General features: G+C 54.7%; 11 protein-coding genes and 2 pseudogenes. 10 read left to right on the top strand and 3 right to left on the bottom strand.

What is annotated here, in order from left to right; all coding sequences use genetic code 11:
- Positions 1-41: 41 nt before the first annotated feature.
- Positions 42-269: pseudogene (locus tag QEN31_RS06660) on the top strand (GDP-mannose pyrophosphatase NudK); the annotation flags it as partial.
- A gap of 38 nt (positions 270-307) precedes the next feature.
- Here QEN31_RS06660 and QEN31_RS06665 read toward each other — a convergent pair.
- Positions 308-1,515, bottom strand: a protein-coding gene (locus QEN31_RS06665) for an IS3 family transposase (RefSeq protein ID WP_087776199.1) whose coding sequence is annotated in 2 segments (ribosomal slippage) — positions 308-1,194 and positions 1,194-1,515 — 1,209 coding nt in all. Because the reading frame shifts where the segments join, the coding sequence is not laid out codon by codon here.
- Positions 1,516-1,588: 73 nt separating this feature from the next.
- Between QEN31_RS06665 and nudK the strand changes: the two are divergent.
- The 3 genes and pseudogenes from nudK to QEN31_RS06680 form a co-directional block, all read left to right on the top strand.
- A pseudogene (gene nudK, locus QEN31_RS06670) lies at positions 1,589-1,969 on the top strand (GDP-mannose pyrophosphatase NudK); the annotation flags it as partial.
- Between the two features lie 124 nt (positions 1,970-2,093).
- Positions 2,094-3,137 (top strand): DUF1176 domain-containing protein, encoded by a 1,044-nt coding sequence (locus QEN31_RS06675; protein WP_001270671.1) that lies wholly within the window; start codon positions 2,094-2,096, stop codon positions 3,135-3,137.
- 127 nt (positions 3,138-3,264) lie between these two features.
- Positions 3,265-3,495 carry a hypothetical protein gene (locus QEN31_RS06680; RefSeq protein ID WP_000700635.1) on the top strand — a complete coding sequence of 77 codons (231 nt, stop codon included), beginning with the start codon at positions 3,265-3,267 and terminating at the stop codon, positions 3,493-3,495.
- A gap of 62 nt (positions 3,496-3,557) precedes the next feature.
- Here QEN31_RS06680 and tkt read toward each other — a convergent pair whose 3' ends face one another.
- Positions 3,558-5,558 carry a transketolase gene (gene tkt / locus QEN31_RS06685; RefSeq protein WP_000087326.1) on the bottom strand — a complete coding sequence of 667 codons (2,001 nt, stop codon included), beginning with the start codon at positions 5,556-5,558 and terminating at the stop codon, positions 3,558-3,560.
- Between the two features lie 19 nt (positions 5,559-5,577).
- Positions 5,578-6,528: a transaldolase gene (tal, locus tag QEN31_RS06690; RefSeq protein WP_001072448.1), complete on the bottom strand. Its 951-nt coding sequence runs from the start codon at positions 6,526-6,528 to the stop codon at positions 5,578-5,580.
- A 271-nt stretch (positions 6,529-6,799) separates the two neighbouring features.
- Between tal and maeB the strand changes: the two genes are divergently transcribed.
- The 6 genes from maeB to pta all read left to right on the top strand — a co-directional run bounded on the left by maeB (position 6,800) and on the right by pta (position 12,804).
- On the top strand, positions 6,800-9,079 hold the full coding sequence (gene maeB / locus QEN31_RS06695; RefSeq protein WP_000344297.1) for an NADP-dependent oxaloacetate-decarboxylating malate dehydrogenase: 2,280 nt from the start codon (positions 6,800-6,802) through the stop codon (positions 9,077-9,079).
- Between the two features lie 417 nt (positions 9,080-9,496).
- On the top strand, positions 9,497-9,832 hold the full coding sequence (eutS, locus tag QEN31_RS06700) for an ethanolamine utilization microcompartment protein EutS (RefSeq protein ID WP_001031445.1): 336 nt from the start codon (positions 9,497-9,499) through the stop codon (positions 9,830-9,832).
- Between the two features lie 12 nt (positions 9,833-9,844).
- Entirely contained in the window at positions 9,845-10,324 is a 480-nt protein-coding gene (gene eutP / locus QEN31_RS06705) for an ethanolamine utilization acetate kinase EutP (protein WP_000820751.1), read from the top strand.
- A complete protein-coding gene (gene eutQ, locus QEN31_RS06710; RefSeq protein WP_000733867.1) occupies positions 10,302-10,991 on the top strand; it encodes an ethanolamine utilization acetate kinase EutQ in 690 nt (229 codons plus the stop codon). The genes eutP and eutQ overlap by 23 nt, the downstream gene beginning before the upstream one ends.
- Positions 10,988-11,791 (top strand): ethanolamine utilization cob(I)yrinic acid a,c-diamide adenosyltransferase EutT, encoded by an 804-nt coding sequence (gene eutT / locus QEN31_RS06715; protein WP_000997656.1) that lies wholly within the window; start codon positions 10,988-10,990, stop codon positions 11,789-11,791. Before eutQ ends, eutT begins: the two co-directional genes overlap by 4 nt.
- On the top strand, positions 11,788-12,804 hold the full coding sequence (gene pta / locus QEN31_RS06720) for a phosphate acetyltransferase (protein WP_000582931.1): 1,017 nt from the start codon (positions 11,788-11,790) through the stop codon (positions 12,802-12,804). Before eutT ends, pta begins: the two co-directional genes overlap by 4 nt.
- Positions 12,805-12,809 lie beyond the last annotated feature (5 nt).

Genomic DNA, 12,809 nt, shown 5'->3' on the forward strand with positions numbered 1-12,809 from the left:
ACGGCGTAATATTAATGCTCTTTTTACACCCTGGAGCCAGCATGTCGCAAACCATTACGCTTATTAAGGATAAAATTCTTTCTGATAATTATTTTACTCTGCGCAACATTACCTATGACCTGACCCGTCGTAATGGCGAGGTTATCCGTCACAAGCGTGAGGTTTACGATCGCGGGAATGGCGCAACCATTCTGCTTTACAACTCAACTAAAAAAACCGTGGTTCTGGTTCGCCAGTTTCGCGTGGCGACATGGGTCAACGGTAATCAAGTGATCTTGACCCGCCATTTCCGGACAGCTTTTGTATCTTAAGTTAACGATGCCCGCTGCCGCCGGTATTCTCTCGGAGAGTGATATCCCAGCGCACTATGCGGGTGATTTTCATTGTAATGCGTGAACGCCGCTGCAAGGTTTCGCAGGGCTGTTCTCACATCCGGTTTCGGCATGAACGCGATATAGTCTTCCTTCATCGTCTTCACGAACCGTTCGGCCATGCCATTGCTCTGCGGGCTGCTCACCGCTGTTGTACATGGCTCCAGATTCAGCTCTTTGGCGAACCTCCGCGTTTCATGCGCGGTATATGCTGAACCGTTGTCCGTCAGCCACTGCACCGCTGTGTCGGGCAGCCTGTCGCCGAAGCGCTTTTCCACCGACCTCAGCATCACATCCTGCACGGTCGAACTGTCATAGCCTCCCGTGCTTGCTGCCCAGTCTATGGCCTCACGGTCGCAGCAGTCCAGCGCGAACGTTACCCGCAGTTTTTCGCCGTTGTCGCAGCCGAACTCGAAGCCATCTGAACACCAGCGCATATCGCTTTCTGCCACCGCTATCTTGCCCTTATGTTCACGCTTCGGTCGCTCTGGTTTGTGATGCAACAACAACAGGTTATGCTCGCTCATTATCCTGTAAAGCCGTTTGGCATTCACAGGTGGCTGTCCCTCTGTGCGACGTTGCTTGCGCAGGATGCCCCACACGCGTCGATAACCATAACTCGGCATATCGCTGATAATGTTGAGGATAGCCGACAGTATTTCTGCGTCTGCTTCTTCATTACGCCGGTTACAGCGCCTGTCCTGCCAGTCGGCAGAACGGTTAATCCGCAGTGACAGTTGCGCACGCGACACGCCCATGGTCCGGCTGACCATGGCTATTCCCCGTCCTTTGGCAACAAGGGCGCGTGCGCTATCCATTTTCGCGACTGACCGTACTCCACGGCTTCTTTCAGGATCTCAACTTCCATCGTCTTCTTGCCCAGAAGGCGCTGAAGCTCCCGGACCTGCTTCAGAGCAGCAGTAAGCTCAGAAGCAGGAACGACTTCCTCTCCAGCCGCAACGGCGGTGAGGCTGCCTTCCTGATATTGCTTCTTCCACTTAAACAGCAGGCTGGGCTGGATACCATGCAGGCGGGCGACATGGGAGACATTCATACCCGGCTCCATCGTCTGCTGGATAATGGCGATCTTCTCCTGAGGAGTTTTACGTTTACGGACTTCTTGCCCTAACAGGATCCCGGTCATCTCAAAATTGGTGTTAGTGTTAGACATATATTCAAGCCTATCTCTTATCTGGAGATACAGCTACTGTCTGGTGTTTCAGGGGGCTACATCAGTCAACGGTAATCAAGACGGTATGTTAATTGAAACCTGCGCTGGCCTGCTTGATAACGACGAGCCGGAGGTCTGTATCCGTAAAGAGGCCATTGAAGAGACAGGGTATGACGTTGGTGAGGTACGCAAGATATTTGAGCTTTATATGTCGCCAGGCGGCGTCACGGAGCTGATTCATTTCTTCATTGCCGAATATCATGATAGCGAGCGTGCCAGCATCGGCGGCGGCGTGGAGGACGAAGAGATTGAGGTGCTTGAACTACCGTTTTCCCGGGCGCTGGAAATGGTGCGCTCAGGCGAGATTCGGGACGGTAAGACCGTGTTATTGCTTAACTATTTACAGACGTCTCATCTAATGGACTGAAAAAAAAGAAATATATTTCTTTACACAAAAAAGACCAATCCGATAAATCTGATTGAGAACCCTGAGGCGCGCAAGGAAGATACCGCCTTAGCTGTGTTGTTCTGAATCTGGGGTTGTTCCGTTCATGCGCTACCGCGTTATTCTTTTTTGTCTGTTTGGCCTGTTGCCGGTCCAGCTACTGTGGGCTGCGCCAGCGCAACGGACTTTTTCCGACTGGCAGGTCACCTGCAATAACCAAAATTTTTGCGTAGCGCGCAATACTGGCGAACATCATGGGCTGGTGATGACATTAAGCCGCAGCGCCGGGGCGCGTACCGATGCGGTACTGCGTATCGACCGCGGCGGTTTGGCGCCGCCCGACGCTAAAGAAGCCGCAATTGCGCCTCGCTTATTGCTGGATGGCAAACCGCTTTCGTTCAACAGTCCACACTGGCGCGTGTCGCCCTGGCATCTCATGACCGGCGATCCTGCCACCATCACCGCATTTTTACAGACGATTCAGGATGCGCAGGCCATCACCTTAAAAAACGGCGTTCAGACGCTTTCGCTGGCGGGATTAAAAGCGGCATTACTGTTTATCGACGCGCAACAAAAACGTGTGGGCAGCGAAACCGCCTGGATTGAAAAAGGAAACGAACCGCCGCTCAGCGTGCCCCCGGCACCGGCATTAAAGGGGATCGCCGTGATTAATCCAACGCCCGTACCGCTGAGTGAGGAAGAACGCGACGATCTGCTGGACTACGCAGCATGGCGGGTAAACGGCATTCGTTGTTCGCTTGACCCGCTGCGTCGCGAGACGCAGGTCAGCGCGTTGACGGATGATAAAGCGTTATTGATTGTTAACTGCGAAGCCGGCGCCTATAACACTATTGATCTCGCCTGGGTAGTTTCACGCAAAAAAACGCTCGTCTCGCGCGCCGTACGTTTGCGGCTGCCGTTTAATCGCGGCGTCGAAAGTAATGACATGGAGTTGATGAACGCCTTCTTTGACGAGAAAACGCGCGAGCTGGTGACGTTGGCGAAAGGGCGGGGGTTAACCGACTGCGGTATCCAGACGCGCTGGCGTTATGATGGCGATCGTTTTCGTCTGGTGCGTTATGCCGAAGAACCGAGCTGCGATAGCTGGCACGGGCCGGATGCCTGGCCTACGCTGTGGATCACGCGTTGAATCCTGGTTGTTATCCCCTTTTCAGAATAGGGATACACCTATTGAGGTTTCATTTATGGTATAGAGATTGCTACGTTACGGTAGGATTGTTACTTTACCCGATAGCCTCACCACAGCAGGAAATAGTATGAAAATAAATAATGGCCCCGTATTATGCCCCCATTGTGGCTGCCTGAGCGCTTATTATGAAATAGATCGGCTGGCGGCGATAAGAGAAAAAGTGAATAAAGAAGGCGGATCAGCGGCGTGGGATTCAACATTGCAGGCGCATAAAAAAAAGGCCTTTTGCCTGATGTGCCATAAATCCATTGATGAGGTCGTCATCGGGCAGTCAGATGCGCCTGAGTCTACGAAGTAATTTTGCACAGCCTACAGAACAGGTCTGCAGACTGTGCAAAGTCTGTGTTGCTAACGCTCGCCTTAGCCTTTGATGTTTAGCACCCGGCGGGCTTTTTCTACAATATTTTCCACGGTAAAGCCAAAATACGGGAACAGTTTGTCAGCCGGAGCGGATTCACCGTATCCCGTCATGCCGATAATTGCGCCTTTTAGGCCAACATATTTATACCAGTAGTCGGCTATACCGGCCTCCACCGCGACGCGGGCGGTTACGTGTGCCGGTAGCACTGATTCGCGATATGCCTCGTCCTGCGCATCGAAAATATCCGTTGAAGGCAACGACACCACGCGAACGTTATGCCCCTCGCCAGTCAATTTTTCCGCCGCCTGTAGGGTAATTTCCATTTCCGATCCGGTAGCGATCAGAATGATATCCGGCTTGCCGCCGCTATCTTTCAGAATATAACCGCCGCGGGCAATCGCTTTCACCTGTTCCGGCGTGCGTTCCACCTGCGCCAGATTCTGCCGCGAGAGAATCAGCGCCGTCGGCCCGTGCTGACGTTCAATGGCCAGCTTCCAGCCGACTGCCGCCTCAACCTGATCGCAGGGACGCCAGGTGCTGAAGTTAGGCGTTAAGCGCAGGCTCGCCAGTTGTTCCACGGCCTGGTGCGTCGGGCCATCTTCGCCCAAACCGATGGAGTCGTGGGTATAGACCATAATCTGCCGGGCTTTCATTAAGGCCGCCATACGCGCCGCGTTACGCGCATATTCGACAAACATCAGAAACGTGGCGGTATACGGTACAAAGCCGCCGTGGTGGGCGATGCCGTTAGCAATGGCGGTCATGCCGAATTCGCGCACGCCATAGTGGATATAATTACCTGCCGGATCCTCTTTCAACGAGGTCGAACCTTTCCAGATAGTCAGGTTGCTCGGCGCCAGATCCGCCGATCCGCCCAACAGTTCCGGCAACAGGGGACCGTAGGCATTGAGCGTATTTTGCGATGCTTTACGGGTGGCGATTTTGGCCGGATTAGCCTGCAAGTCGTTAATAAATTTTTGCGTGGCGGATTCCCATGCCTCCGGCAGTCCGCCGCTCATCCGGCGGGTAAACTCCGCGGCCAGCTCAGGATAAGCCTTCTCATAAGCAGCAAACTTTTCCTGCCACTGCTGCTGCGCTTTCTCGCCTTTTTCACGGCCATCCCACGCGCGGTAAATTTCTTTTGGGATCTCAAACGCCGGATGATGCCATCCCAGCTTCTGGCGGGTCAGCGCCACCTCTTCTTCGCCCAGCGCCGCGCCGTGCGACTCCTCCTTCCCGGCTTTATTCGGCGAGCCAAAACCTATCACCGTCCGACAGATAATTAGCGAAGGTTTATCTTTTACGCTCTGGGCTTCGAGAATGGCTTTTTTCACCGCCTCCGGATCGTGCCCGTCAATGTCATGTACGACATGCCAGTGGTAGGCTTCAAAACGTTTGGCGGTATCGTCGGTAAACCAGCCTTCGGTTTCGCCATCAATGGAGATGCCGTTGTGATCGTAAAAGCCGATCAGTTTGCCCAGTCCCAGCGTACCAGCCAGCGAACACACCTCATGCGAGATCCCCTCCATCAGACAGCCGTCGCCCATAAAGACATAGGTGTAGTGGTCGACAATCTCATGGTCCGGCCGGTTGAACTGTGCGCCTAACGTACGCTCGGCAATCGCCAGCCCGACGGCATTCGCCAGCCCCTGGCCCAGCGGTCCGGTGGTGGTTTCAACGCCGGGCGTATAGCCAATCTCCGGGTGACCTGGCGTTTTAGAGTGCAGTTGACGGAAGTTTTTTAACTCCTCCAGCGGCAGGTCATACCCGGTTAAATGCAGCAGACTATAGAGCAGCATGGAGGCGTGACCGTTGGAAAGGATAAAACGATCACGGTCATACCAGGTCGGATCGGTGGGGTTATGTTTAAGAAAATCGTTCCATAGCACTTCAGCGATATCCGCCATCCCCATCGGCGCGCCGGGGTGCCCGGAATTGGCTTTTTGAACGGCATCCATGCTCAGCGCACGAATCGCATTGGCAAGGTCTTTACGGGACATAAATCACTCCATGCAAGGTTTATAGTTTGGCGGCAAGCAGGTCTTCCAGTTTGCGCTGGTCAACGGCAAAAAGACGGATACCTTCCGACAGCTTCTCTACGGCCATCGCGTCCTGATTATGTTCCCAGCGGAACTCCGCTTCCGTCATTGGCGTAGGACGGTGGAACATCTGCGAGGAAGGCACCAGTTTACGGATCACCGGTTCTTCTTTTTCTTTCAGCTCTTTAAGCAGGTTAGGGGAGATAGTCAGTCGATCGCAGCCGGTTAGCGCGAGGATTTGCTCAGTACGGCGGAAACTTGCCCCCATCACGATGGTTTCATAGCGATGCTGTTTAAAGTAATCGTAGATATTGCGTACCGATTTCACGCCGGGATCTTCCTCCACGACATACGGCTCCAGCGGACTACGCGCCTGATACCAGTCGTAAATTCGGCCCACGAACGGAGAGATCAAATAGACGCCCGCTTCGGCGCAGGCGCGCGCCTGGGCAAAAGAGAACAACAACGTCAGGTTGCAATTAATACCCTCTTTTTCGAGCTGCCCGGCGGCGCGGATACCTTCCCAGGTCGCGGCGAGCTTGATCAGAATGCGTGATTTATCAACACCCTGCTGCTGGTAGAGATCCACCAGATGGCGCGCTTTCTCGATACTTTTTTCTTTATCGAACGATAACCGCGCGTCGACTTCAGTGGAGACGCGACCGGGAATACTTTTCAGTATTTCCGCGCCAAAATTAACCGCCAGTTTATCGCTGGCTGCCGCAACCTGCTGTTCCTGCGTACCGCCGTGTTTTTTCCCCCAGGCAATCGCATCCTCAATCAAATGACCATACTGCTCAAGCCCGGCGGCTTTTAACAGTAAAGAGGGATTTGTCGTGGCATCCTGCGGCTGGTAGTGGCGGATGGACTCGATGTCGCCGCTATCGGCGACGACGGTAGTGAATTGTTTGATGCCGTCTAGCTGGTTCATAGGAAATACTCCTTGAAAAGTAAAGTGTTAGATGAGTGTGTTGATTCACACTTCTGAAAGATTGATACACTACATAACCAAAAAGCATAGCAGACAGGCATGGTATTGCTGGTATAAGCAGGTAACATGACCGTTATAAGTTGATAACAAACTCTTGCGCTGCGTCGTGATAGTTTGCAGACCTTCAAAGTTTGTGTTGCGCAGTACGGTGATAATGTGCGGCGCACCAGGCCGCGTCACTTTTTGAACGATACGTGAAAGGAACAACAAGATGGATGAGCAGTTAAAACAAAGCGCCCTTGATTTCCACGAATTTCCGGTACCCGGTAAAATTCAGGTTTCTCCGACTAAGCCCCTTGCCACCCAACGCGATCTGGCGTTGGCTTACTCGCCAGGCGTGGCGGCGCCCTGCCTGGAAATCGAAAAAGATCCGCTGGCAGCCTACAAATACACCGCGCGCGGCAACCTTGTCGCGGTCATTTCCAACGGTACAGCGGTACTGGGGTTAGGCAACATTGGCGCGCTGGCCGGCAAGCCGGTCATGGAAGGCAAAGGCGTTCTGTTTAAAAAATTCGCCGGCATCGATGTGTTTGACATTGAAGTCGATGAGCTTGATCCGGACAAATTTATCAATGTGGTCGCAGCGCTGGAGCCGACCTTTGGCGGCATTAACCTCGAAGACATTAAAGCGCCGGAATGTTTCTATATTGAACAGAAACTGCGCGAGCGCATGAACATCCCGGTTTTCCATGACGATCAGCACGGAACGGCGATCATCAGTACGGCCGCCATTCTTAATGGTCTGCGAGTCGTAGAGAAAAATATTTCCGACGTACGGATGGTCGTCTCCGGCGCAGGGGCGGCGGCAATCGCTTGTATGAACCTGCTGGTCGCGTTGGGGATGCAAAAGCACAACATCGTGGTGTGCGACTCTAAGGGCGTTATTTACAAAGGCCGTGAGCCGAATATGGCGGAGACCAAAGCGGCCTATGCGGTAGACGACAGCGGCAAGCGCACGCTGGATGAGGTCATTGACGGCGCGGATATTTTCCTCGGCTGTTCAGGCCCGAAAGTGCTGACTCAGGAGATGGTGAAGAAAATGGCCCGCGCGCCAATGATTCTGGCGCTGGCCAACCCGGAACCGGAAATTCTGCCGCCGCTGGCGAAAGAAGTGCGTCCGGACGCCATCATCTGTACCGGTCGTTCCGACTATCCGAACCAGGTGAACAACGTATTGTGCTTCCCGTTTATCTTCCGCGGCGCACTGGACGTCGGCGCGACGGCGATCAACGAAGAGATGAAACTGGCGGCGGTCCGTGCGATTGCCGAGCTGGCGCACGCCGAACAGAGCGAAGTGGTGGCCTCGGCCTATGGCGATCAGGACCTGAGCTTTGGGCCGGAATACATTATTCCGAAACCGTTTGACCCGCGTCTAATTGTCAAAATCGCTCCGGCGGTCGCGAAAGCGGCAATGGATTCCGGCGTGGCGACGCGCCCGATTGCTGACTTTGATGCCTATATCGATAAACTGACCGAGTTTGTCTACAAAACCAACCTGTTCATGAAGCCGATCTTCTCGCAGGCACGCAAAGATCCGAAGCGCGTAGTGCTGCCGGAAGGGGAAGAGGCGCGCGTGCTGCACGCAACCCAGGAGTTGATAACCCTGGGACTGGCGAAGCCCATCCTGATCGGACGTCCGAGCGTGATCGAAATGCGTATCCAGAAACTGGGGCTACAGATCAAAGCGGGCGTTGATTTCGAGATCGTGAATAATGAATCCGATCCGCGCTTCAAAGAGTACTGGAGCGAGTATTACCAGATCATGAAGCGTCGCGGGATAACTCAGGAACAGGCGCAGCGTGCGATGATCGGCAACCATACGGCCATTGGCGCGATCATGGTGCAGCGTGGGGAAGCGGATGCGATGATCTGCGGCACCATCGGCGACTACCATGAGCATTTCAGCGTCGTGAAAGCCGTCTTTGGCTACCGTGACGGCGTGCATACGGCAGGGGCGATGAACGCCTTACTGCTGCCAAGCGGCAACACTTTTATCGCCGATACTTATGTTAACGAAGATCCCACGCCGGAACAGTTGGCGGAGATCGCCGTAATGGCGGCGGAAACCGTTCGCCGCTTTGGTATTGAGCCGAAAGTCGCGCTGTTGTCGCACTCTAACTTTGGTTCCTCAAATTCGCTGTCCGCCAGCAAAATGCGCGAAACCCTTGAGCGGGTACGCGAACGAGCGCCCGATCTGATGATTGACGGTGAGATGCACGGTGATGCGGCGTTGGTGGAAAGTATTCGTAATGACCGGATGCCGGATAGCCCGCTGAAGGGAGCCGCCAATATTCTGGTGATGCCGAATATGGAAGCCGCTCGCATTAGTTACAACTTACTCCGCGTCTCCAGTTCCGAAGGCGTCACGGTCGGCCCGGTCCTGATGGGCGTGTCTAAACCGGTACATGTATTAACGCCGATCGCCTCTGTACGCCGTATCGTGAATATGGTGGCGTTAGCGGTAGTTGAAGCGCAAACCACGCCGCTTTAATAACGCATTACTCTCTCTTCTGGCGCAGGTTCTCCTGCGCTTTTTTTATGCGCCGCTGGGCTTCGCCATGGCATGAAAGGCTCGGGTGGGGATATTCTGGAACCTGTTGCGCTTACCCCTACTTATTTCACTGAATCTGTACTATGCACAAATCGAGTGATACGCATTATTTTTATCAATGGTAGTAATACAAAGAATAGTCGGTGAGTATTTATTGCGGAACAGGCTTAAATTCAGAATGACGCCTGAAAATGTGATGCACCACGATATTTATCGTTAACACCTTCGACAGAAGTCACTTTTATTTTCTTTCTCTTAGTGATCTACCTCACCTTTTACATCACCTTGCCGAATTTTGTTATTTACTCCGACAAAAAATTGCCACGATGACGGCAGTTTCAGTGGAGACGGTGAGCAATGAATAAAGAACGCATTATTCAGGAATTTGTGCCGGGCAAACAGGTCACGCTGGCGCATCTCATTGCGCACCCTGGTGAAGAACTGGCGAAAAAGATCGGCGTTCCCGATGCTGGCGCGATTGGCATTATGACTTTAACGCCGGGGGAAACGGCGATGATCGCTGGCGATTTAGCGATGAAGGCTGCGGATGTACACATCGGTTTTCTCGATAGATTTAGCGGCGCGCTGGTGATTTATGGCACCGTCGGCGCAGTAGAAGAAGCGCTATTACAGACGGTCAGCGGGCTGGGGCGATTATTAAACTTTACCCTGTGTGAGTTAACAAAAAGTTAATTGGTGGCGGTAATGAAACGTATTGCTTTTGTCGGCGCGGTCGGTGCCGGAAAAACAACGCTTTTTAACGCGTTACGGGGAAATTATTCCCTCGCCAGAAAAACGCAGGCCGTGGAATTTAATGATCATGGCGATATCGATACGCCGGGTGAATATTTTAGCCATCCCCGTTGGTATCACGCCTTAATTACCACGTTGCAGGATGTGGACACGCTGATTTATGTCCACGCGGCAAACGATAAAGAAAGTCGCTTACCTGCCGGGTTATTGGATGTTGGAACCCGTAAACGACATATCGCCGTTATCAGCAAAACGGACATGCCGGATGCCGACGTCGCCGCTACGCGGCAGTTGCTTTGCGAGATTGGATTCCGGGAGCCGATTTTCGAGCTCAACGGCCACGACCCGCAAAGCGTGCGGCAGTTGGTGGATTATCTGGCGGCTCTCAGTGAACAGGAGGAAGAGGCAGGTGAAAAAACTTATCACAGCTAACGATATTCGTGCGGCCCACGCCCGCGGCGAACAGGCGATGTCGGTAGTGCTGCGCGCCAGCATTATTACCCCGGAGGCTCGCGAAGTGGCGGAACTACTGGGCTTCACGATTACCGAATGCGACGAGTCCGTTCCGGCATCCACATCGGCGCAGGCGTGTAAAAGCGAAAGCCAGCGCATTCGGGAAGCCATCATCGCGCAGCTCCCGGAAGGGCAGTTTACTGAAAGCCTGGTGGCGCAGTTGATGGAAAAAGTGCTGAAGGAAAAGCAGTCGCTGGAACTGGGGACGATGCAGCCGAGCTTTACCTCCGTCACGGGTAAAGGCGGCGTGAAAGTCATTGACGGCAGCAGCGTGAAATTTGGCCGCTTCGACGGCGCCGAACCGCACTGCGTCGGCTTAACCGATCTGGTTACAGAGCAGGATGGTAGCAGCATGGCCGCCGGGTTTATGCAGTGGGACAACGCCTTTTTCCCGTGGACGCTGAACTACGACGAAATCGACATGGTGCTGGAAGGCGAACTGCACGTACGCCATGAAGGCGAAACCATGATTGCCAAAGCCGGAGATGTGATGTTCATCCCTAAAGGCTCCAGCATTGAATTTGGCACGCCAACGTCCGTGCGCTTTCTGTACGTCGCCTGGCCTGCAAACTGGCAATCCGTATGAACGATTTCATCACCGAAACGTGGCTCAGAGCGAATCATACGCTCAGCGAAGGATCGGAGATCCATCTGCCCGCTGACGCACGACTGACGCCCTCGGCCCGGGAACTGCTGGAAAGTCGCCGTCTGCGCATTAAGTTTCTGGATCCGCAAGGCCGGCTGTTTGTCGATGATGACGAACAGCAGCCGCAGCCGGTACATGGCTTAACCAGTAGCGATACGCACCCACAGGCCTGCTGTGAACTGTGCCGCCAGCCGGTGGTGAAAAAGCCCGATACGCTGACCCATCTGACGGCGGACAAAATGGTCGCCAAAAGCGACCCGCGCCTCGGCTTTCGCGCCGCGCTCGACAGCGCCATCGCGCTGACCGTGTGGCTACAAATCGAACTGGCGGAACCCTGGCAGCCGTGGCTTTTCGATATCCGCTCGCGGCTGGGCAACATTATGCGCGCCGACGCTATAGATGAACCGCTGGCGGCGCAGTCTATCGTCGGACTGAACGAGGATGAGCTGCATCGCCTTTCCCACCAGCCGCTGCGCTACCTCGACCACGATCACCTGGTGCCGGAGGCCAGCCACGGTCGCGATGCGGCGCTGCTTAATCTGCTGCGAACCAAAGTCCGCGAAACAGAAACCCTCGCCGCACAAGTGTTTATTACCCGTAGTTTTGAGGTCTTGCGCCCGGACATTTTACAGGCGCTGAACCGTCTCTCCAGTACGGTTTACGTGATGATGATTTTGAGCGTGGCGAAACATCCGCTGACGGTCGCCCAAATTCAACAACGGTTGGGAGAGAAGCCATGATCATTGAACGCGCCCGCGAACTGGCGGTACGCGCCCCCGCCAGAGTCGTCTTTCCTGATGCGCTGGACGAACGCGTGCTGAAAGCGGCGCATTACCTGCAACAGTACGGTCTGGCTCGCCCCGTTCTGGTCGCCAGTCCGTTTGCGCTGCGTCAGTTTGCCCTGAGTCATCGTATGGCGATGGATGGCATTCAGGTCATCGACCCACACAGCAACCTGAGTATGCGCCAGCGTTTTGCGCAACGCTGGCTTGCCCGTGCCGGAGAAAAAACGCCGCCGGACGCAGTGGAAAAGCTTAGCGATCCGCTGATGTTCGCTGCCGCCATGGTGAGCGCCGGTGAGGCTGATGTGTGTATCGCAGGCAACCTGTCGTCAACGGCGAACGTGCTGCGCGCAGGGCTGCGGGTGATTGGCCTGCAACCCGGGTGCAAAACATTGTCGTCTATTTTCCTGATGCTGCCGCAGTATGCCGGTCCGGCATTAGGGTTCGCCGATTGCAGCGTAGTGCCGCAGCCGACGGCGGCGCAGCTGGCGGATATCGCTCTCGCCAGCGCCGACACCTGGCGGGCCATTACCGGCGAAGAGCCGCGCGTGGCGATGCTGTCATTTTCAAGCAACGGCAGCGCCCGTCACCCCAATGTTGCCAACGTGCAGCAGGCGACAGAGCTCGTTCGCGAACGTGCGCCGCAACTGCTTGTGGACGGTGAATTGCAGTTTGACGCCGCTTTCGTGCCGGAGGTCGCCGCGCAAAAAGCGCCTGACAGCCCGCTGCAAGGCCGCGCCAACGTGATGATTTTCCCGTCGCTGGAGGCGGGCAATATTGGCTACAAAATCACTCAGCGTCTGGGAGGCTATCGCGCTGTTGGGCCGCTAATTCAGGGGCTTGCCGCGCCGCTTCACGACCTCTCCCGAGGCTGTAGCGTGCAGGAAATTATCGAACTGGCGTTGGTGGCAGCCGTGCCGCGCCAGGCTGACGTGAGCCGCGAACGCAGCTTACACACACTGGTTGAATGAACGGT

The organism is Salmonella sp. SA15303 (assembly GCF_029962125.1).
Lineage (GTDB): Bacteria > Pseudomonadota > Gammaproteobacteria > Enterobacterales > Enterobacteriaceae > Salmonella > Salmonella enterica.

Excerpts from the sequence above, each read along its gene's own strand:
- tal (WP_001072448.1), bottom strand. The coding sequence starts at position 6,528 with ATGAACCAGCTAGACGGCATCAAACAATTCACTACCGTCGTCGCCGAT.
- eutS (WP_001031445.1), top strand. The coding sequence starts at position 9,497 with ATGAATAAAGAACGCATTATTCAGGAATTTGTGCCGGGCAAACAGGTC.
- pta (WP_000582931.1), top strand. The coding sequence starts at position 11,788 with ATGATCATTGAACGCGCCCGCGAACTGGCGGTACGCGCCCCCGCCAGA.
- QEN31_RS06675 (WP_001270671.1), top strand. The coding sequence starts at position 2,094 with ATGCGCTACCGCGTTATTCTTTTTTGTCTGTTTGGCCTGTTGCCGGTC.
- eutP (WP_000820751.1), top strand. The coding sequence starts at position 9,845 with ATGAAACGTATTGCTTTTGTCGGCGCGGTCGGTGCCGGAAAAACAACG.
- eutT (WP_000997656.1), top strand. The coding sequence starts at position 10,988 with ATGAACGATTTCATCACCGAAACGTGGCTCAGAGCGAATCATACGCTC.
- QEN31_RS06680 (WP_000700635.1), top strand. The coding sequence starts at position 3,265 with ATGAAAATAAATAATGGCCCCGTATTATGCCCCCATTGTGGCTGCCTG.
- maeB (WP_000344297.1), top strand. The coding sequence starts at position 6,800 with ATGGATGAGCAGTTAAAACAAAGCGCCCTTGATTTCCACGAATTTCCG.
- tkt (WP_000087326.1), bottom strand. The coding sequence starts at position 5,558 with ATGTCCCGTAAAGACCTTGCCAATGCGATTCGTGCGCTGAGCATGGAT.